The 20945-nt window shown below is 55.5% G+C and carries 21 protein-coding genes, 3 tRNA genes and 1 other RNA gene; 8 read left to right on the top strand and 17 right to left on the bottom strand.

Features of this window, described 5'->3' with window-relative positions:
* The first annotated feature begins 3 nt into the window (after positions 1-3).
* Positions 4-1725: a DNA repair protein RecN gene (gene recN / locus RRB22_02125; GenBank protein ID MDT8383187.1), complete on the top strand. Its 1722-nt coding sequence runs from the start codon at positions 4-6 to the stop codon at positions 1723-1725.
* 105 nt (positions 1726-1830) lie between these two features.
* On the opposite strand, the gene fur is transcribed toward recN, so the two are convergent.
* A complete protein-coding gene (fur, locus tag RRB22_02120) occupies positions 1831-2283 on the bottom strand; it encodes a ferric iron uptake transcriptional regulator (GenBank protein ID MDT8383186.1) in 453 nt (150 codons plus the stop codon).
* Between the two features lie 195 nt (positions 2284-2478).
* Here fur and RRB22_02115 point away from each other — a divergent pair, with 195 nt between their 5' ends.
* Positions 2479-2877 (top strand): outer membrane protein assembly factor BamE, encoded by a 399-nt coding sequence (locus RRB22_02115; GenBank protein ID MDT8383185.1) that lies wholly within the window; start codon positions 2479-2481, stop codon positions 2875-2877.
* Positions 2878-2889: 12 nt separating this feature from the next.
* Here the strand turns inward: RRB22_02115 and RRB22_02110 are convergent, their stop codons facing one another.
* The 3 genes from RRB22_02110 to RRB22_02100 are packed head-to-tail and all read right to left on the bottom strand — an operon-like array spanning position 2890 to position 5025.
* Entirely contained in the window at positions 2890-3234 is a 345-nt protein-coding gene (locus tag RRB22_02110; protein ID MDT8383184.1) for an RnfH family protein, read from the bottom strand.
* The gene (locus tag RRB22_02105; protein MDT8383183.1) at positions 3224-3658 is read right to left on the bottom strand and encodes a type II toxin-antitoxin system RatA family toxin; all 435 of its coding nucleotides are present in this window, start codon (positions 3656-3658) and stop codon (positions 3224-3226) included. Before RRB22_02105 ends, RRB22_02110 begins: the two co-directional genes overlap by 11 nt.
* Before the next feature lie 2 nt (positions 3659-3660).
* Positions 3661-5025, bottom strand: coding sequence for a sodium-dependent transporter (locus tag RRB22_02100; GenBank protein MDT8383182.1), 1365 nt, complete (start codon positions 5023-5025; stop codon positions 3661-3663).
* Between the two features lie 147 nt (positions 5026-5172).
* Between RRB22_02100 and smpB the strand changes: the two genes are divergently transcribed.
* Positions 5173-5646, top strand: coding sequence for an SsrA-binding protein SmpB (smpB, locus tag RRB22_02095; GenBank protein MDT8383181.1), 474 nt, complete (start codon positions 5173-5175; stop codon positions 5644-5646).
* Between the two features lie 79 nt (positions 5647-5725).
* Positions 5726-6089: a transfer-messenger RNA gene (gene ssrA, locus RRB22_02090) on the top strand.
* Positions 6090-6363: 274 nt separating this feature from the next.
* On the opposite strand, the gene RRB22_02085 is transcribed toward ssrA, so the two are convergent.
* From RRB22_02085 to uvrB, 12 genes are all read right to left on the bottom strand, one after another.
* Positions 6364-6440 (bottom strand) — tRNA-Pro (locus RRB22_02085).
* A gap of 136 nt (positions 6441-6576) precedes the next feature.
* The gene (locus tag RRB22_02080; GenBank protein ID MDT8383180.1) at positions 6577-6933 is read right to left on the bottom strand and encodes a MerR family transcriptional regulator; all 357 of its coding nucleotides are present in this window, start codon (positions 6931-6933) and stop codon (positions 6577-6579) included.
* Positions 6911-7213 carry an integration host factor subunit alpha gene (gene ihfA, locus RRB22_02075; GenBank protein MDT8383179.1) on the bottom strand — a complete coding sequence of 101 codons (303 nt, stop codon included), beginning with the start codon at positions 7211-7213 and terminating at the stop codon, positions 6911-6913. The genes RRB22_02080 and ihfA overlap by 23 nt, the downstream gene beginning before the upstream one ends.
* A 12-nt stretch (positions 7214-7225) precedes the next feature.
* Complete coding sequence (gene pheT, locus RRB22_02070; GenBank protein MDT8383178.1) at positions 7226-9607, bottom strand: phenylalanine--tRNA ligase subunit beta; 2382 nt, start codon at positions 9605-9607, stop codon at positions 7226-7228.
* Between the two features lie 52 nt (positions 9608-9659).
* A complete protein-coding gene (pheS, locus tag RRB22_02065) occupies positions 9660-10679 on the bottom strand; it encodes a phenylalanine--tRNA ligase subunit alpha (protein ID MDT8383177.1) in 1020 nt (339 codons plus the stop codon).
* Positions 10680-10883: 204 nt separating this feature from the next.
* Entirely contained in the window at positions 10884-11243 is a 360-nt protein-coding gene (gene rplT, locus RRB22_02060) for a 50S ribosomal protein L20 (protein ID MDT8383176.1), read from the bottom strand.
* A gap of 39 nt (positions 11244-11282) precedes the next feature.
* Positions 11283-11480 carry a 50S ribosomal protein L35 gene (gene rpmI, locus RRB22_02055; protein MDT8383175.1) on the bottom strand — a complete coding sequence of 66 codons (198 nt, stop codon included), beginning with the start codon at positions 11478-11480 and terminating at the stop codon, positions 11283-11285.
* Between the two features lie 160 nt (positions 11481-11640).
* Complete coding sequence (gene infC, locus RRB22_02050; GenBank protein ID MDT8383174.1) at positions 11641-12165, bottom strand: translation initiation factor IF-3; 525 nt, start codon at positions 12163-12165, stop codon at positions 11641-11643.
* Positions 12166-12168: 3 nt separating this feature from the next.
* Positions 12169-14094, bottom strand: a complete 1926-nt coding sequence (thrS, locus tag RRB22_02045; protein ID MDT8383173.1) for a threonine--tRNA ligase — start codon at positions 14092-14094, stop codon at positions 12169-12171.
* Positions 14095-14375: 281 nt separating this feature from the next.
* Positions 14376-14726 (bottom strand): rhodanese-like domain-containing protein, encoded by a 351-nt coding sequence (locus tag RRB22_02040; protein ID MDT8383172.1) that lies wholly within the window; start codon positions 14724-14726, stop codon positions 14376-14378.
* A gap of 230 nt (positions 14727-14956) precedes the next feature.
* A tRNA-Val gene (locus RRB22_02035) sits at positions 14957-15033 on the bottom strand.
* Between the two features lie 83 nt (positions 15034-15116).
* Positions 15117-17141 (bottom strand): excinuclease ABC subunit UvrB, encoded by a 2025-nt coding sequence (uvrB, locus tag RRB22_02030; protein ID MDT8383171.1) that lies wholly within the window; start codon positions 17139-17141, stop codon positions 15117-15119.
* Positions 17142-17235: 94 nt separating this feature from the next.
* Between uvrB and RRB22_02025 the strand changes: the two genes are divergently transcribed.
* The 4 genes from RRB22_02025 (at position 17236) to RRB22_02010 (ending at position 20444) form a co-directional block, all read left to right on the top strand.
* Positions 17236-18426 (top strand): pyridoxal phosphate-dependent aminotransferase, encoded by a 1191-nt coding sequence (locus RRB22_02025; protein MDT8383170.1) that lies wholly within the window; start codon positions 17236-17238, stop codon positions 18424-18426.
* A 65-nt stretch (positions 18427-18491) separates the two neighbouring features.
* Positions 18492-18567: transfer RNA gene (locus tag RRB22_02020), tRNA-Asn, on the top strand.
* Between the two features lie 462 nt (positions 18568-19029).
* Complete coding sequence (locus tag RRB22_02015; protein MDT8383169.1) at positions 19030-20076, top strand: SPOR domain-containing protein; 1047 nt, start codon at positions 19030-19032, stop codon at positions 20074-20076.
* Positions 20077-20225: 149 nt separating this feature from the next.
* Positions 20226-20444 carry a hypothetical protein gene (locus tag RRB22_02010; GenBank protein ID MDT8383168.1) on the top strand — a complete coding sequence of 73 codons (219 nt, stop codon included), beginning with the start codon at positions 20226-20228 and terminating at the stop codon, positions 20442-20444.
* Positions 20445-20556: 112 nt separating this feature from the next.
* On the opposite strand, the gene RRB22_02005 is transcribed toward RRB22_02010, so the two are convergent.
* Entirely contained in the window at positions 20557-20880 is a 324-nt protein-coding gene (locus RRB22_02005) for a hypothetical protein (GenBank protein MDT8383167.1), read from the bottom strand.
* Between the last annotated feature and the right edge of the window lie 65 nt (positions 20881-20945).

Genomic DNA, 20945 nt, shown 5'->3' with positions numbered 1-20945 from the left:
ATTATGTTGCACCACATTCATATTCGTCACTTCGCCATCGTCGATGAGCTGGCCCTCGAATTTGGCACCGGGATGACCGTTCTCACCGGCGAAACCGGCGCCGGAAAATCCATTCTGCTGGACGCCCTGGGACTGGCGCTGGGTGACCGCGCCGAGTCCGGCATCATTCGCGCCGGCGCCGACCGGGCGGAGGTCAGCGCCGAATTCGATATCGCCCCGTTGACGAACGTGCAGCACTGGCTGAGCGAACACGAGCTGGACGATGATGGCCAATGCCTGATCCGGCGCACGGTCAGTACCGAGGGTCGCTCCAAGGGCTATATCAACGGCCGGCCCGTGCCCATGCAGTCACTGCGCGAGCTTGGCGAGCAGCTGGTGGATATCCACGGCCAGCATGCCCATCAATCACTGCTGAAACGCGACGTGCAACGACAGGTACTGGATGATCTGGCCAGCAACGCCAACAAAGCCCATCAGACACTGCTAAGCGATACCGCCGAACATTTTCGCCACTGGCAACGGCTCACACAGACACTGGCACAACTGCATGCCAGCAAAACCCAGCGCGAAGACCGGCTGGAACTGCTGCGCTATCAGGTGGAGGAGTTACAGCTGCTGGCGCTGAGCGACGAGTCCCTGGCCGAGCTAGAGGCCGAACACAGCCGCCTCGCCAACCTCAACCAGCTGCGCGAGGGTGTGGAACAGATTCAGGCCAGCCTCGACGGCGACAGCCAGTATTCCATCAGCAGCGGGCTCGACCACGCCAGCAGCGAATTGGCCCGCCTAGGCCGGCTGGATGCCGATCTGGCCAATGCCTGCGAGGCACTGCAAGGCGCCGCCATCCAGGCCAGCGAGGCCAGCAACGAATTACGCAACTACCTCGACGGCCTGTCGATGGACCCCGAACGCCTGCAGGTGGTGGACGAACGCATCGGCCTCATCCACGACCTCGCGCGCAAACATCACTGCAGCCCCAAGGCCCTGCCCGCCCTGCAGGTCAGTCTGGAAGACGAGCTGCAGGCGCTGGAACAGGCCGATGTGCAACTGGGTACGGTGAGCGAGGCCGTGAGCGCCGCGCAGGCGCAGTATCACGCGGTCGCCAGGAAGCTCAGCGCCAGCCGCCAAAAGGCCGCCAAACAGCTGGCCGGCAAGGTGACCGCGAACCTGCATCAACTTGGCATGCCCCACGGCCAATTTGAAATCGCCCTGGAGGCCACCGAGACACCCGGCATCAATGGCCTGGAACGTGTCGAATTCCGGGTGAGCGCCAATCCCGGGCAACCCGTGCAGCCCATGGCCAAGGTGGCTTCCGGTGGTGAGCTGGCCCGCATCAGTCTCGCAGTGCAGGTGATTGCGGCCGGCACCGGGCGTATCCCGACCCTGATCTTCGACGAGGTGGATGTGGGGATCGGCGGTGGCATTGCGGAAGTGGTGGGCCGCCTGTTGCGCAACCTCAGCGCCGATCGCCAGGTGCTGTGTGTGACCCATCAACCGCAGGTCGCCTCGCTGGCCCATCACCATTTGCAGGTCAGCAAACAGGTCAGCAAACAGGCCAGCAAACAGAAAGGCAAAACGCACACGGTCACCGATGTGTCGGCCATCACCAAGCAGAACCGGGTGGCCGAGATCGCCCGCATGCTGGGCGGGCTGGAGATCACCGAACAGACCCTCTCCCACGCGCGGGAGATGATCGAACGAGGCCAGCAGGAATCAGGGCAAAGATAAAACCGACAAGGGCAAAAGGAATGTTATGCCGGCAATGTTTTATCTTTCCCCTTTTCTCTGCCTTTCCCTGACCTTCCCTGACAAGAGGCTAGAAGCAAGGATTTGTTACCCTTCCTCTTTACCCTTTTCCCTTTTCTCTGATGTTCCATGACACTCCGCGCAGAGGCCGTAGATATACAGACAGTGGCCGGTCATGGAAAAACCGGCCCTGGCCGCAATGGCACGCTGGCGCTCCTCGATGACATCGTCCACAAATTCATCCACCTTGCCGCACTTCACGCACAGAATGTGGTCATGGTGCTCGCCCTGATTGAGTTCATAAACCGAATGCCCGCCCTCAAAGTTGTGTTTTGAGACCAGCCCGGCGGCCTCAAACTGCGTCAACACGCGATACACCGTCGCCAGCCCCACATCCTCACCCACACTCAGTAAATGGCGGTAGATATCCTCCGCACTCATGTGTCGCGACTGCTGGGATTCCATCACCTCCAGAATCTTGCGACGAGGCAGTGTCGATTTGAGCCCTGCGGCCCGCAATTCATTGCTGGTGAATGTCATCTATTTACTACCTGCTGAACTATCTACTGAGTAACACAGGGTACCGACACGCGTCGCACTACCCTGGCGTTACTACTACCCCTGTGGAAATTCGGTTAAGATGCAGCGTATTGCCGGTCGATTGCCTTTCTTGACAAGCGATGGCTAACGGCGCACTCATAACCATAACTTTTCAGACAGACGGCCCACAAACACATGATGACCCACTTGCTCAACACCTGCCATTGTCCGGCACGCACACCCGTCCGCTTCGCCCTGGCGCTGTGCGCCGTGCTGCTGATATCCGCCTGCTCCGTGCACAAAATAGACGTGCAGCAGGGCAATGTTATCACTCAGGAGATGTTTGAAATACTTAAAATTGGTATGAGAAAACAACAGGTCGAACGTGTGTTGGGCACACCGCTGGTGGTGGATCCTTTTCACCGTGACCGCTGGGATTACCTTTATTATTTCAGGGCGGGCAATACGGATGAAACACAGTCCGCCCATCTGTCCCTGTATTTTGAGGGCGATCAGCTGAGCAGGATCGACGTGCATTCCCCGCTGCCGAAAGAGGCCGAGGTCAAAAAACCTGGCATGGCGCTGCGGCGTTAACCGCGAGCGGCCCTACTGATCGCCGCCGCCCTTGCGCATCTTCTTGCCCTCGGCAGCGCGCCGTTTACGCACCTCTTTGGGGTCAGCGATCAGCGGACGATAGATCTCGACACGATCCTTCTCCCGCAGGCCCGTGTCCAGTTTCGCCAGCTTACCGAATATCCCGACCTTGTGGACCGCGAGATCGATGCCGGGAAAGGTCTCCAACACCCCCGACTGCCGAATCGCCTGTTCAATGGTCGTCCCCCGCGGCACGCTCAGGGGAATGATCACCTGGGTCTCCGGCTCGGCATAGGCCACCTCGACGTGTATCCGCTCGTCGCCCCCATCCATCACTACATCGGCCTCAGCGGCCATAGATCACCTCTGCCCGCTGGCAAAATGAATCCACCAGAGTATTGGCGATCTGATTGAAAACCGGCCCCACCACCATGCCGATCAGGCGGTTGGAGAATTCATATTCCAGATCCAGCGACACCTTGCAGGCATTGTCCGCCAGGGACTCAAAGCGCCAGAACCCGTGCAGATGCTTGAACGGGCCATTGACCAGGCTCACCTCGATCATCTTGCCCCGTTGCAGCCGATTTTTGGTCGTGAAGGCCTTGTTCAGGCCACTGTGGGCAATCACCACGGTCGCATTGACCTCATCATCGCTGCGCGAGAGTTCCTCGGAACCGCCGCACCAGGGCAAAAAATCCGCATACGCGGACACATCATCCACCAGCGCAAACATTTCTGCCGCACTATGCTGAACCAGGGCACTCTTTGAGATCACGGCCACTGCTAGACAACTCCGATAGCGTTAAGAAAGACAATAGTCACTGCGATAGGGGTGACAAAACGCACCAGGATTCGCCACAGAATATAACCTAGGCTCTTCGCTGCGAGCGCCAGCTCGTCGGCAGTGGATTTCGATTTCATCACCCAGGCGGTGAAAACCGCAATAAACAGGCCGCCCAACGGCAACATAATGTTAGAGGTCAGGAAATCGAGCAGATCAAAGAAGGTCTTGCCCCACAGGGTCAACTCGGCCCACCGATTAAAGGATAGCACCGTACCCAGCCCCACCAGCCAGGTGGCCAGACCGGACACGACGCTGGCCTTCACTCGCGTCCAGCCCCTGTTTTCCACCAGCCAGGCGACCGCCGGTTCGATCAGGGAAATGGCCGAAGACCAGGCCGCAAATACCAGCAACACAAAAAACACCGTTCCAAAAAAGCCCCCGCCGGGCATGTGCCCAAAGGCGATGGGCAGGGTTTGAAAGATCAATCCGGGGCCTGCGCCGGGTTCCAGGCCATTGGCAAAGACGATAGGAAAGATCGCCATGCCGGCCAACAAGGCGACCACGGTATCCGCCAGCGCCACAATGATCGAGGTTTTGGCAATGGAGGCATTGTGCGGCATATACGATCCATAAATCATGATCGCGCCCATCCCCAGGCTAAGCGTGAAAAAGGCATGCCCCATGGCGATCAACACCCCCTCTGCCGTGAGCTTGCCGAAATTAGGGGTAAACAGGAAGTCCAGACCACGGGTAAATTCGCCGCTGCTGATGGCATAACCTACCATGATCAGCAACAGCACAAACAACGCGGGCATCAAAAACCGGATCGCGACCTCCAGCCCCTTTTTCACCCCCCGCGCGACCACCAGCATGGTCATTAGCATAAACAGGCTGTGCCAGAAAATCAGTTCGCCCGGGTTTGAGACCAGTTCGGAAAAGACCGCGGTAATCTCTTCGGCCGGGGCGCCCGTAAAAATGCCGGATGCCGAATTCAGCACATAGGCCAGCGCCCAGCCGGCAATCACGCTGTAATAAGAAAGAATCAGAAATCCGGCAAGCACGCCGCTCCAGCCCAGCAATGACCAGGCCGGCGAACGGCCCTCCTCCCTGGCGAGTTCACGCATCGTATTGATCGGGCTGCGCCGGCCGCGCCGGCCAAGCAATACCTCGCTCATCATGATCGGAATACCAATCGCCGCAATACACAGCAGATAGACCAGCACAAAGGCGCCACCGCCGTTTTCGCCGGCAATGTACGGGAATTTCCAGATATTACCCAGGCCAACCGCAGACCCCGTTGCCGCCAGGATGAATATCCAGCGGTTAGACCACTGGCCATGGATGGATTCTCGTTGTGTGGACATCAGTTACTCCCCAGTTATCCGCCATTTGAGTTAACCACCATTGTCAATGAAATCACTAAGTGTCTCAACCGCTTGCGCGCACTGATTGTGCCGATATCGCCGGTTTTACATTGCTGATACAGCCATCGCCTCCGTATAATGCACTGCATGTCCAAAAACAAGAAAACCGCCAGCGGCAACACCATTGCCCTCAACAAGAAAGCCCGCCACGACTTTTTCATTGAGGATCGCTACGAGGCAGGCATCGCATTACAGGGCTGGGAGGTCAAAAGCCTGCGTGCCGGGCGTGTGCAAATCGTCGACGCCCATGTGTTCCTAAAAAATGGCGAGGCCTTCATCAGCAACCTGCTGATTACCCCCTTGCTCACCGCCTCCACCCATATCCACCCCGAGGCCACCCGGGTACGAAAACTGCTGATGCACCGCTCCGAGATCAACAAACTCATCGGCGCGGTGGAACGCAAGGGCTATACGATGATTCCAATGGCCCTGTACTGGAAACACGGTCACGTCAAAGTGGAAGTCGGTCTCGCCAAAGGCAAACAGCAACACGACAAACGGGCCGCCGAAAAGGATCGGGACTGGCAGCGGGACAAGGCGCGGGGCCTGAAAACAGGCTAAGGCCCGCAAATGGGCGACAATAATATGCCTGGTCGTGAACTTTCGAATCAACTACACTGTCTATGGTTTCAACATCAATGGGGCTGACCTGGTTTCGACGTGGGTCACAAAACCTGAGGTGCATGCCGAGGTGCAGATCTCCTCGTAAATCCAACTGCAAAACTTATAGTTGCCAACGACGACAACTACGCACTAGCTGCTTAAACACCAGTCTTAGTGCCCTCGGCCTGACGTGTGCTTGTGCACTCAGATCACCGGGGTCGACTCTCACAAGATCGCGATGAGGTATGTTCAGGGCCAATTCGCTAAAACCTAACTGGGCTCGTTGTACGTCTTCCCTGCCAGTCGGGTAGCGTGCAATTAAACTCAAAGACTTGGCTAAGCATGTAGATCCAAAGGCGGAGGTCTTGCGGACGCGGGTTCGACTCCCGCCAGCTCCACCATCTTGTATATAGCCCTAATGAGCCCACCGGCCATTAGGGCTTTTTTTTATCCCGATGTTTTACCGCAGGCGGTTTATTCATGCCGTTTTTCCCGCAGGTGCTGAGCGAGGCAATGCCACCGATAGCACCAGAGAGCCTTTACGGCGCGTCTAACACACTAGAAAAAGAATATGCAGCAGTCACCCATGCATGGGAATTTCTCATGTTTGATGACGAGGTACAGCGAGGTACAGGAAGTGATACGGCCGACGCTATGTCGATAAGATGGGGAAATTGGTCGGGGCGAGAGGATTTGAACCTCCGACCACCTGCACCCCATGCAGGTGCGCTACCAGGCTGCGCTACGCCCCGAAATCTGACTAACCTTAATCGGACTAACTTAAGATTTAATGCTTTTGGAATGTGTGGTCAGGCCACAACAGAGCGGCGTATTCTACTCCAGGAACCGGGTGATAGGAAGAGCTTACGGGGTTCGCTTTTGCAGTGATTAGCGTTTGAGAATATCGAGAACTTCTTCCAGTTCACTGATCATCTGACGAATGATCTGGCGGCTATGGGTCACATCCTCTTTTGCCTCACCACCCGCGAGCTTTTGGCGCGCACCACCGATCGTGAAGCCATGTTCATACAGCAGGCTGCGGATCTGTCGAATCATGATGACATCATGACGTTGATAGTAGCGTCGGTTACCGCGCCGCTTTACCGGCTTCAGCTGCGGGAATTCCTGCTCCCAATAGCGCAGCACATGCGGTTTTACGCCACATAGATCGCTGACTTCGCCAATGGTGAAGTAACGCTTGCCGGGTATGGCCGGGAGTTCGTTATTGTTGGCTGCTTCCAGCATAGGCCTCGACTCGTGCTTTTAGTTTCTGGCCTGGGCGGAATGTCACCACGCGGCGCGCTGAAATTGGGATTTCTTCACCGGTTTTAGGATTTCGACCCGGGCGTTCATTTTTAGTCCGTAGGTCGAAGTTTCCGAAACCTGATAGTTTCACCTGCGTTCCTGCCTCAAGTGCATCACAAATTTCGGCAAAGAAAAGCTCAACGATTTCCTTTGCTTCACGCTTATTAAGTCCAAGCTCTTCATACAGCTTGTCTGCCATTTCAGCTTTGGTTAACGCCATACTTTTTTCTCACTATTCTCGTAGCGTTGCGCCTAGTTGTTCGGTCAATGCCTTCAGGATGGGGGCCATGGCCTCCTCCACATCAACCTCCTCAAGTGTGCGTGAGCGCTCCTGGAAGGTCAAGCCAAACGCGACACTTTTTCTACCGGAATCAATGCCTTTGCCCTGATATACGTCAAATAACTGTAAGTTATCCAGTAAGCCTGTAGCGGCATTTTTGACCACTTCTTTAAGTTGATTCAGGGTTATTTTTTCATCCATGACCACCGCAAGGTCGCGGCGGATGGATGGATATTTGGATAACGGCGCAAACTGTGGAACTTCTGCATTTTCGAAGCATTTTATTGCAAGTTCGAACACGAACACGCGTTGCGACAGACCCAGCTGATCCTCGATCTGGGGGTGCAAGGCCCCCAGACAACCTATCTTTTCACCCTGTTCATCATAGATCACAGCGGACTGACCGGGGTGCAAGGCCGGCAGCGGCTGTGCCGTGAAGGTGTATTGCGCCGTGTCGGCCAGGGTTGCGAGCAGTGCTTCAACATCGCCTTTCAGGTCAAAAAAATCGACAGGGCGTGATTTTTCGCCCCACTGTTCAGGAATATGGCGACCGGTTATCAGGCCAGATAAATATTTTTCCTGTTTATATTCATTATCTTGTTTTATAAACTTGAGTCCTGACTCGAAAAATCTGACCGTTTCCTGTTGGCGATTCAGGTTATGCACCGCCGCCTGCACCAGGCTCGGCCAGTGACTGGTACGCATCACCGACATGTCCGCCGAAATGGGGTTGGTGAGGGGAATGGCCACCGCCTCGGGATCGAACATTTTTTGCATGACAGGATCGATGAAACTGTAGGTGATGGCCTCCTGATAGCCGCGCGCAACCAGGATTTGTCGCAACAGGGATAGCGCGACCCGCCTCTCCGAACACGGCAGAATCTGTGCCCCGGCACGTGGCAAGGTGGCCGGCAAGTTGCTGTAGCCGTAGACGCGTGCGATCTCCTCGATCAAGTCCTCTTCGATGTCGATATCAAAGCGAAAACTGGGCGCCACAACCCGCCAATTCTCATCCTCCGCGGTGACGTCCATCCCCAGGCGTTGCAGGATATCCTCCACCTCGGCCGGTGGAACGGCATGCCCCAGAACCCGTTGGATGCGGGCGCTACGTAGCAGGATTGCCTGTCGTTGCGGCAGGCTGGCCTCGCTGGCAACCTCCACAACGGGGCCGGCCACGCCGCCAACTGCCTTGATGAGCAGATCGGTGGCACGATTAAGCGCACGTCGCTGCAATTGCGGGTCAACACCGCGTTCAAAACGGTGTGAAGAATCCGTGTGCAGACCATAGCGACGCGCACGGCCAGCGATGCTGAGCGGACTAAAAAAGGCGCTCTCGAGGACAATACTGCGCGTCGAGTCTGATACGGCCGATGCGGATCCGCCCATAATACCGGCCAGCGCCAGCGGTGCCGCCGCATCGGCGATCACCAGCGTGCCGGCATCCAGCGACAGCGTCTGTCCATCCAATAGGGTCAATGACTCACCCTGCCGAGCATGGCGCACACAGATGCCGCCACTCAAGCCTTCAAGATCGAAGGCATGCATAGGCTGCCCGAGTTCCAGCAGGACAAAATTGGTGATATCAACCACCGGACCCAGACTCCGCAAACCACTGCGGCGCAGCGCCTCCTGTATCCACATGGGGGTCTCTGCCTGGGCGTCCACATTCTCAATCACCTGGCACACATACCGAGGACAATCCTCCGCGGCATCGACCGTGACGGACACTTGTCGGTCCGAACCTGGCGCCACCACGCTGCCATCATTTTGTATCACCTCGGTCTTGCACAGCGCACCCACCTCGCGCGCAACACCGGCAATGCCAAGACAGTCGCCTCGATTGGGCGTTAGCCCCAGCTCAATGGATTGATCATCCAGCCAAAAATACTCCCGAAGATTCTTGCCGATAGGTGCATCCGCCGACAATGGCATCAGGCCATCCGCCTGCTCTGCCATGCCCAGCTCTTTGGCGGAACACAGCATCCCATGCGATGGCACACCCCGCAGCTTCGCCTTTTTGATTTTCATGCCGCCGGGCAAAACCGCACCCACCATGGCGACGGGCACTTTCATATCCACCGCGACATTTGCTGCGCCACACACAATCTGCAGCAGCTCACCACCTCCTGCATTTACCTGACAGACCTGTAGTTTTTCGGCATCAGGATGTGGCCCGATACTTATCACCTGTCCAACGACGACATGTGTAAACTCGCTCGCAACGGGCTCAATGGATTCGACTTCCAGACCCGCCATCGTCAGCACCTCGGCCAGGGCGTCGGTGGAGATATCAGGGTTTACCCATTCACGTAACCAGTGTTCACTAAACTTCATTTTTTGTTCACCATTCTTTTCTCAATGTTTACTTGTTTTTTACGGCTTAGGCTTAGCGAAACTGTCGCAAAAAACGTAAATCATTTTCAAAAAACAAACGCAAATCGTTGACGCCGTAACGCAGCATCGCCAGGCGCTCAATGCCCATACCAAATGCAAATCCGGTAAAGGCTTCGGGATCGATGTTAACGTGCTCCAGCACCTTGGGATGCACCATGCCGCAACCCAGCACTTCCAGCCAGCCGGTGTGACTACACACACGACAACCATCGCCGCCACACATCACGCATTGAATATCCACTTCGGCGGACGGCTCCGTAAAAGGAAAATAGGAGGGACGAAAACGTACCGGCAAATCCTTTTCAAAAAACTGTCGCAGAAATTCATCAATGATGCCTTTCAGGTCGGCAAAGGTGGCGCTGTCATCCACCAGCAGGCCTTCAATCTGATGAAACATTGGGGTGTGCGTTAAATCGGAGTCACAGCGATACACACGACCCGGGGCGATAATGCGTAGCGGCGGTTTGCGCGCTGCCATCACCCGCACTTGCACCGGCGAAGTGTGTGTGCGTAACACGGTATGCTCGTCTACATAAAAGGTATCGTGCATGGCGCGCGCGGGATGTGACTCGGGAATATTCAGCGCCTCGAAGTTGTGGTAATCATCCTCGATCTCAGGACCTTCTGCGATTTCAAAACCCAGCTGCGTAAACAGCTCCTCAATACGTTGTAGCGTACGCGTCACCGGGTGTAAGCCACCATTCTGCTGACCACGTCCCGGCAGGCTGACATCAATCGCCTCGGAGGATAGCTTGCTGTTCAGCAAGTCGACCTGCATGGTAGAACGACGCTGTTCAATCGTGGCCTGCACAGCCTGCTTTGCATCATTGATCACCTTGCCAGCATCACGCCGTTCCTCGGCCGGGAGCTTGCCGAGGTTTTGCATCTGTATTGTCAGCTCGCCTTTTTTACCCAGGTACTGAACCCGGACCTTATCCAGCTCTGTCAGGTCATTTGCGGCATCGACAGCGTGTTGCGCCTCTTTAACAAGCTTATCCAATTCCTGCTGCACGGTTTTCCCCAATCTATTGTCACCTTACCTTTCTGCGACAGCGTTTGCCGAACCACAAGAAGGCAGATTTAAAATTTGTTCGTAAATATTTCCGTAAAGACAAAAAAAGGGAAAGGTGTTGGCCTTTCCCTTTTATTTGCTCAGCTTATGCTCAGTGCTCAATAACCTGTCTGCCCCTGCATGGGGCAGACAGTAAAACCGTTATTAAGCCTCGAGATTTGCTTTGGCTTTTTCCGCCAATTCAGCAAAGGCCTTCATATCATACACCGCGATATCAGCCAGCATCTTGCGATCAACTTCAATCTCGGCGTTTTTCAGACCATTAATAAATCGGCTGTACGACAATCCACACTCGCGAGCTGCCGCATTGATACGGGCAATCCACAATGCGCGGAACTGACGCTTGCGCTGACGCCGGTCACGATAGGCATATTGACCGGCTTTGGTTACCGCTTGTACGGCAACACGATAGACATTTTTGCGGCGGCCACTATAACCCTTGGCCTTGGCAATAACTTTTTTGTGTTTGGCGCGTGCTTGTACGCCGCGTTTTACTCGTGCCATCTTTCTTCTCTCCTAATTACTTACAATTACACGAACGGCTTATACGTACGGCAACAAACGGTTCAACATGCGTACATCGGATGCATGAACCATTTCGCCAGAACGCAAATGACGTTTCCGTTTCGTGCTCTTCTTGGTGAGAATATGACGACGGTGTGACTGGGCGCGTTTTAAGCCCCCGGATGCTGTACGCTTAAAACGCTTGGCAGCACCACGATTGGTTTTCATCTTTGGCATAACTACAACTCCGCATTTGTGCTAACAAATATTAAAACTACTATTAATATTGTTAATTAAAAATAACAGCGCATTTTCGACTGGCGGTCTAGTTGCCACACTTAACCGACAGCAGCGCCTTCGTGCTAGCGCAATCACTCTTTTATAAAAAAAGGATTACCTAGCTTTTTTTCGGTGCGATAACCATGACCATCAAACGACCTTCCATTCTGGAACGCTGTTCAACAACGCCATGACCTTCTGACTCAACATCATGTGCCACTCGATCCAATAACTGTGCACCGAGTTCCTGATGAGCCATTTCGCGCCCACGGAAACGTAAAGTAATTTTTACTCTGTCTCCGTTGTGGAGGAACTTGATAAGGTTGCGTAGTTTTACCTTATAGTCCCCAATGTCCGTTCCTGGACGAAACTTCACTTCCTTGACTTGCGTCTGTTTCTGCTTCTTCTTTGCTGCGTGTTTCTTTTTATTTTCTTCAAAAATAAACTTTCCGTAGTCCATTACGCGACAGACAGGCGGTTCCGCATTCGGCGATATCTCTACCAGATCCATGTCGGCATCCAGTGCCGCCTGTTGTGCAGCATCAATCGGTACAACCCCAACCTGCTCACCCTCCGGCCCGATTAATCGTACTTCCGGGTTAGTGATGTCTTCGTTCAGGCGAACCTTTTTTTCTTGAGCGATGCTTCAATCCTCCAAAGTAGTGCGACCGCGACTCGCAACTTCCGCGGCAAGGCCCTGGGTAAACTGCGAAAGCGTCATGCTTCCAAGGTCATTGCCACTGCGCGTACGTACGGCCACAGTGTTGTTTTCGACTTCCTTATCACCCACGACGAGCAGGTAAGGAATCCGTTGTAATGTGTGCTCGCGGATTTTAAAGCCGATCTTCTCATTTCTCAAGTCCGATTTTGCCCGGAAGCCCTCGGCTCGTAAGGCATTTTCGACATTTTGCACATAATCGTTATGCCGGTCGGTGATCGGCATGACCATGACCTGGCTCGGTGCCAGCCAGGCCGGAAAGGCCCCGGCGAATTCCTCGATGAGAATTCCGATGAAACGCTCCAGCGAACCGAGGATGGCGCGATGCAGCATCACGGGTATCTGTTTGGAGCCGTCTTCGGCAATATAGTGGGCATCCAGGCGCCCCGGCATGGAGAAATCCACCTGGATCGTGCCGCATTGCCAGACCCGACCAATGCAGTCTTTCAGCGAAAATTCGATTTTGGGGCCATAAAAGGCGCCCTCACCCGGCTGCAAATCCCACGCCAAGCCTTTGTTATTCAATGCCTTTTCAAGCGCGTGCTCGGCCTTGTCCCAGTCGGCATCCGCACCCACCCGCTTCTCGGGACGGGTCGACAGCTTGATGATGACCTCGTTAAAGCCAAAATCCTGGTACACGCGGTACAACAGATCGATAAACTCAGACACCTCGCCCTGAATCTGGCCTTCGGTACAGAAAATATGCGCATCGTCCTGGGTAAAGGCGCGCACCCGCATCAGGCCGTGCAGGGTGCCGGAGGGCTCATTGCGGTGGCAGGAACCAAATTCCGCCATGCGCAGCGGCAGGTCACGGTAGCTTTTCAGGCCCTGATTAAATATCTGGACGTGACAGGGACAATTCATGGGTTTGATGGCATAGGTGCGTTTTTCGGACTCGGTGACAAACATATCGTCACGGAATTTTTCCCAATGGCCCGATTTTTCCCACAGCACCCGATCCACAACCTGCGGCGTTTTCACCTCGCCATAGCCATTTTCCGTCAATACGCCACGGATGTACTGCTCGACCTGCTGATATAGCGTCCAACCGTTCGGGTGCCAAAACACCATGCCTGGCGCCTCTTCCTGACTATGGAACAGGTCCAGCTGACGGGCCAGACGGCGATGGTCACGCTTTTCCGCCTCTTCCAGGCGGTGCAGATAGTCGTTGAGATCCTTCTTGTTGCTCCAGGCGGTGCCATAAATGCGCTGCAGCATCTCGTTGGCGGAATCACCCCGCCAATAGGCGCCCGCCACCTTCATCAGCTTGAAGGATTTCAGTTTGCCGGTAGAGGGAACATGGGGCCCCCGGCACAGATCGATAAAGTCACCCTGCTGGTAGAGGGAGAGCTCTTCGCCGAGGGGGATGGCCTCAATGAGCTCGGCCTTGTATTTTTCGCCTTTTTCAAGGAAAAAGGGAATCGCCTCTTCCCGCGACATCACGCTGCGCACGATCGGCAAATCCTGCTTGACGATCTCCTGCATGCGCTTTTCGATCGTCACCAGATCATCGGGGCTAAAGCCCGGCGCATAGGCAAAATCGTAATAAAAGCCATTTTCGATCACCGGGCCGATGGTGACCTGGGCCTCTGGAAAAAGCTGCTGCACGGCCTGCGCCAATAGATGCGCGCTGGTATGGCGGATGATCTCCAGGCCTTCTTCGTCACGTTCGGTAATGATGGCCAGCTCGCAGTCATCATCGATCATGAACGAGGCATCAACCAGGGCGCCATTGACCCGCCCGGCCAGGGTCGCCTTGGCCAGACCGGGGCCGATATCGGTGGCGACGTCCATAACTGAAACCGGATGATCGAAGTGGCGTTGGGAACCGTCAGGAAGTGTTACAGCAGGCATATTCTTTTCTCCAGTGGTGATCCATACGAGAGACCACGTGATGTTGTTATTATGGATTCACAAATAGTAAAAGCACCGTCGTTGTCGGTGCCTTTGCGGGATATTCCGCTACTCGGGTAGAGCTTAACGGTGATTCTTAATACCGCACAGAGTAACTACCCAACAGCGTATCGCAAAAACCGTATCGATTGACAGTGTAGCCCAATCCGGCCGGGTCCCCCTCAAAACAGCGAGCGCACTTTAACCGCCCTGCCCACGGCTGTCAAAAATGCCCGCCCCGCTCAGGCGACGCTATACGTCGATTCGGGCCGAACAATCGGCAGAGAATGGTGCGCCCAGCCGATCATGCCGGCGCGCAAATTGTAGACATTCTCATAACCCCGCTGCTGCAGGAACATGCAGGCCTGGGCGGAACGCGCCCCGCTACGGCAAATGATCACCAGTTTTTCGTCGGGGCCAAACTTATCCAGCTGCAGTGGCAGGGCTGCCAATGGCAAGGGCTCTGCGCCGGATATAGTGCCTTGCAGGATCTCGCGTATTTCCCGCACATCAATGATGCGCAGGGCCTGGGATCCCTCTTCCATCCAGCCAGCGAGCTCGGGGGCATCAATCTCTTTGATCTGACCAAACATGGGCATACTCCATTCGATTACCATTTCAGCGAGGCGGGCCAATATATTAGTTTTTACTAATATTGTCTACCGGCAACCCTGGGCGTTTTGCGATGAATTTTTGATTTGGTCTAAATTTGCGATGGCCTAAAGTAGAAAACCCCGCCCCGGTGCGGTTGCATCGAGGCGGGGTCTGAAGGCTTCAGGACCATTTACGGCAAGAAGAAGTGTCTACACTCATTCTTAAAAAGTGGTAGGCGCGATTGGATTTGAACCAACGACCCCCACCATGTCAAGGTGGTGCTCTAACCAACTGAGCTACGCGCCTGAAGGCCGCACACTTTACCCAAAGCAGGATCGGGTGACAAGTGGCATTTCTATAATTATTGCCAGAAAGTAATGCCATAAAGGCTAAACGGCCTTGGCTTCCTCCATGCCCAGCGCGCTGGCCTGCACCCTGGCAATCTCATCGCGCATGCTCGCCGCCTCTTCAAATTCCAGATTCTGCGCATGCTGGTACATTTTTTTTTCCAGCTCAGTGAGTGTCTTCGCCAGCTGAGCGGGGGACATCGCGGCGTACCGCATGGCCTCCTCCGCCACCCTGGCGTATTCACCGGGTTTGGTCTTGCCGTGCCCATATCCCGACTCCATCACATCGGCGATATTTTTCTTGATCGTGGTCGGGGTGATGCCATGGGCCGCGTTATAGACCTTCTGCTTCTCACGGCGGGCCTCGGTGACATCAATGGCGGCCTGCATGGAGCGGGTAATCCGGTCGCCATAGAGAATCGCGCGTCCGCTGGCATTGCGGGCGGCACGGCCGATGGTCTGAATCAGCGAGCGCTCGGAACGCAGGAAGCCCTCCTTGTCGGCATCCAGGATGGCCACCAGCGAGACCTCGGGCATATCCAGACCCTCACGCAGCAGGTTGATACCCACCAGCACGTCAAACACGCCGAGGCGCAGGTCGCGGATAATCTCCATGCGCTCGACGGTCTCGATATCCGAATGCATGTAGCGCACCTTTACACCGTGTTCCGCCAGATAGTCCGTGAGATCCTCGGACATGCGCTTGGTCAGCGTGGTTACCAGTACCCGTTCATTGATCGCCACGCGTTTGTGGATCTCGGACAGCAGATCATCCACCTGGCGGCTGGCCGGGCGCACCTCGATCACCGGATCGAGCAATCCGGTGGGCCGTACCACCTGCTCAACAATCGCGCCGGAGTGCTCGGCCTCGTAATGGGACGGCGTGGCGGAGACAAAAATCGCCTGGCGCATCATGCGTTCAAACTCATCGAACCGCAGCGGCCGGTTGTCCAGGGCCGAGGGCAGACGAAAGCCGTATTGCACCAGGTTCTCCTTACGGGAACGATCACCCTTGTACATGCCGCCGATCTGCGGAATGGTGACGTGGGATTCATCCAGGATCATCAGGGCATCGGCCGGCAAATAATCGATCAGCGTGGGTGGCGGCTCTCCGGCCTTACGGCCCGACAGATAACGCGAGTAGTTTTCGATACCCGAGCAATATCCCAGCTCCAGCATCATTTCGATGTCGTATTTGATCCGCTGTTCCAGGCGTTGCGCCTCGACCAGCTTGTCTTCCTTGTAGAAAAAGGCCAGCCGTTCGGGCAATTCCAGTTTGATCTGCTCCACGGCCTCGAGCACGGTGGAGCGCGGTGTGGCGTAATGGGTTTTGGGATGGATCGTCACCCGCGGCAGGCGTTGCAGCACTTCACCGGTGAGCGGGTCGAAATGGGACAGGCCGTCGATCTCGTCATCAAACAATTCAACCCGTACCGCCTCCCGGTCGGAATCGGCAGGAAAGATATCGATCACGTCGCCCCGCACCCGGTAGGTGCCGCGGTGCAGCTCCACGTCATTGCGCTTGTACTGCAGCTCGGCCAGGCGCCGCAGTATCTTGCGCTGATCAATCGTCTCACCACGCGACAGGTGCAGCAGCATCTTCATGTACGACTCGGGGTCGCCCAAACCGTAAATAGCCGACACCGTGGCGACGATAATGACGTCCTTGCGTTCGAGCAGGGCCTTGGTGGCCGACAGGCGCATCTGCTCGATATGCTCATTGACCGAGGCGTCCTTCTCAATGAAGGTGTCTGACGAGGGCACGTAGGCTTCCGGCTGGTAGTAGTCGTAATAGGACACGAAATACTCCACCGCGTTGTGCGGAAAGAATTCTTTCATCTCGCCATACAGCTGGGCCGCCAGGGTCTTGTTGGGCGCCATGATCAGCGCCGGGCGTTGAATTGCCTGTATCACCTTGGCGACGGTGAAGGTCTTACCGGAACCGGTCACCCCCAGCAGCGTCTGTGCGGCCTCACCATTTTTGATGCCTTCGATCAGGGCCTTGATTGCCGCAGGCTGGTCGCCGGCGGGCTCAAAGTCCGAATGCAGTTCAAATCTTTTGCTCATACTCTTTCTTGTCTGAAGTCCAATCGAGTATATTACCGCAATAACCCATAATATGTGCCCGACACTTGAGGACCCCCGTTTGCGCAAATCGTCATTGGAGCAATTGTCTCACCGCGTTCAGAAAATCAAGCCCTCTCCAACACTCGCCATTACCGCCCGCGCCAAGGCACTCAAGGCAGCCGGCGTGGACATTATTGGCCTTGGCGCCGGCGAACCGGACTTTGACACGCCCGAGCACATCAAGCAGGCCGCCATTGCCGCCATTATGGCCGGACAGACCAAATACACCGCCGTCGATGGCACCCCCGAACTCAAGGCCGCCGTGGCCCGCAAATTTGCCCGCGACAACCAGCTTGAATACCAGGCCGGCCAGATTCTGGTCTCCTGCGGAGGCAAGCACAGCTTCTTCAATCTGACGCAGGCCTTACTGAACCCGGGTGATGAGGTGATCATTCCCGCCCCGTACTGGGTGTCCTACACGGACATGGTCATTCTGGCGGAGGGCGTGCCGGTGATCGTGGCAGCCGACATTACCGCCGGCTTCAAGATCACCCCCGAGCAGCTGGAGGCCGCGATCACCCCGCAGACCCGGATGGTGGTCATCAACAGCCCCTCCAACCCCACCGGTGTCACCTACAGCCACGCGGAACTGCGGGCACTCGGCGCCGTGCTGGAGAAGCATGAGCGGGTGATCGTGGTCAGCGACGATATCTACGAACACATTACCTGGCATCACGAGCCCTTTGCCAACATCGTTACCCTGTGTCCCGCCTTATATGAAAGATCCGTGGTACTCAACGGTGTCTCCAAGGCCTATTCCATGACCGGTTGGCGCATCGGCTACGCGGGTGGCCCAGAGTGGTTGATCCGCGCCATGAAAAAGATCCAGTCGCAAAGCACCTCCAACCCGGCATCGATTTCTCAGGCCGCGGCACTGGAGGCGCTGGATGGTGACCAATCCTGCATCCAACCCATGATCACCGCGTTCAAGCAACGGCACGACTACGTCGTCGAACGACTGAACACCATCAAGGGCGTGCAATGCCTGTCATCACAGGGCGCGTTTTACAGCTTTCCCAATTGCCAGGGGGCGATTGAGGCCCTGGGCCTGGCCGATGACATCGCCTTCGCCGAGCATCTCATCACCAATTCCAACGTGGCCTTGATACCCGGCTCCGCCTTTGGCGCACCGGGTTATATGCGCCTGTCTTTCGCCACCAGTATGGAAAATCTGGTCAAGGCACTGGACAGAATCGAGCAGGCAATCAACCAAGCCGAGCGCTAATCACGCCTTGTCCCTTGACCCATCCCAGGCACGCGGTTAACATACGCCCGCTTAAAGAGTACCGTTCCCCAGTAGCTCAGTTGGTAGAGCAGCTGACTGTTAATCAGCCTGTCCCTGGTTCGAGTCCGGGCTGGGGAGCCATATTTACTGTTCCCCCCTATTTAGTACCACTACCCCCCTATTTCGCCAGTACCCCGTATTTTCGTACCCCCCTTTCCGTACCCCGTACCGGAATTTTCCCGCAGTGACTGCCAAAGCAGCGGCCGCCATTTTCGTCGCGTGATCGGCAGAGCGTTCAGCCACACCTCACAGTCAGCCACCGAAGTCAGGCCCAGCCCATTCAGCAATCTCCGCCTGGTGCATCATTAGATGCATTAATGCCCAATAGGATGGATTTGATGATTCAGCAGCCAGGGTGCCTGAGCCACATTTGTACCGGGCGTATAGTATGCTTAAGTCTCTACGCCAACCCAGGAGCGGCCCATGACCCCGAGCAAAATGCAGAGCAGATGGCCTGCGTGATTAAAGATAAGCAGCCTAACCGCCGATCAATACAACGTGTTATTTTCAGCGCCACATAAACTCCAACCTATCTCCCTGGCAATGCCTTTTTTTTCTCGACGCCCTCTGTTTTTCACCGCCTATCTGCTGTTAGGGCTGTTATTGGCCGTTTACCTGACGGGTAATGATAGTTATGCCGATGACACGCCGGAGCCGGTCGACAAGGTCATGCAAAAATTACTCGACGAAGAGTACATTCCCTACGCCGATAATAACTCCTGCGGTGATGAGGACATTGATGAAGACGACCTGCCAGACAATCACACCGAACAGGCCTATGACAATGCGCGTATGGCATTTCTATTCGGCCAGTTTGAGGTTGCCTTTGCAGCCTGGCAGCCGCTGGCAGATGAGGGTTATGCCAAGGCGCAGGCGGCACTGGCCTGGATGTATCACACCGGAAACGGTGTCCCCAAGAATGTCGGCATCGCATTTACGTGGTATTTAAAGGCGGCAAAACAGGGCCATGCCATTGCGCAAAATAATCTGGCGGCGATGTACGAAGATGGTCTGGGTACCGCGGTAAACTATAAGGCAGCGGCCCGCTGGTACCGGGAATCCGCAGACGCCGGCTATTCCTTCGCGCAATACAATCTCGGGCGACTGTATGCGGAAGGTCTGGGACTCAAGCAAGATCTGGATGAGGCCAGGTACTGGTGGCGTATTGCCGCGCGCCAGGGCGTAAAAAAGGCGACAGAGACACTCGCCCTGCTGGAGAACCAATCCATGCCAATGGCCGAAGAATCAAAACCACCCGCCGTCGCCCATGCGCCCTATCATGCAAACCCGGTCGCCAAGGGCCTGGCATGGATTAAGGAACAGCAAAACAGCCACTACACGATTCAGCTCGCCAAAAACAGCGACATGGACGGAATATTAAAGCTCGCCGCTTCTGCCCAGCTGGAGCAATCGATGGTGAAATTCACGGCCACGGACAGCGGCGGCAAAGAGTGGCATTACCTGATTTATGGCAGCTTCCCCAGCTTCCAGAAGGCCGAACAGGCCCGTAGAGTGCTGCCGTCCTCCTTCCGTAAAGGCTCACCCACTCTGCGTCGGTTTAGCGAAATAAAGCAGCTGCTGCAGAAATAGCCCGGTCTGGCGTTTCACCGAAAGCATCACGCACCACCAAACCCCATCAGGAGTTAACCCGGACCGTTCATGAATGTCTGTCTGGCACTGTTTGTGCTTTCTGTCGTTAGACGTGCGAAACACTACAAACTAAGGATAAGGAGAAAAACATGTCGCTCAAACTACAGGAAAGACGCCAAACGTCCGATCGTCGCACCGGAGAGGATCGCCGTAGCTGGGAATGCCAGCTGGATTTCCCCTATGTAGACAGCCACGGCTCACTGGTTATTGAAGATCGGCGCCAGATTGTAGAACGTCGGATCTGCTACCCCGAGCACATTCAGGGCGATCGGCGTAACAGGGTCGCCCCGAAAACGACAATTAATTGACGTCAGAATATCTGCCATGACGGGTTTTGATCGGTTAACGACGGCCTCAAGATAGAATAACACCCGCATATCGGGCCCGAATAGGGCGGGAAGAAAGGCGTTGTCTTTGGGCTTAGCCTTCGATGAATCGCGTTTCGGTCATCTCGCCTTCCGTGTCGACATGCACCTCTTTCACTGACGGCATACGGGTCACGATATAGCCGGCCATCAGTGAGGCCAGCGTGTCATTTTCGACCTCAATGGCATCGGCAATGCGGCTTGCCGCGATCTGACAGCGCTGCTGAACAGTCGGCGCCTCCACCCACTGTCGATCCATCTGCCAGCCCTTACTCATATCTTCATCCATTTTTGCGAAGAACGATGCACCATCCCGGGTGATGGCATCGGGAATGGTGATTGAGTAGGTATTGGTTTCAACAACGACTTTAAGATCCACAATCTAATCCTTGGCTTTGGCGAGAACAGGTATTTTACCGCGATAGAAAATCGATGAACAAGCCG

It is taken from the genome of Gammaproteobacteria bacterium, assembly GCA_032250735.1.
Taxonomy (GTDB): Bacteria; Pseudomonadota; Gammaproteobacteria; order SZUA-152; family SZUA-152; genus SZUA-152.
This window is presented reverse-complemented; position numbering and strand designations above follow the sequence as displayed.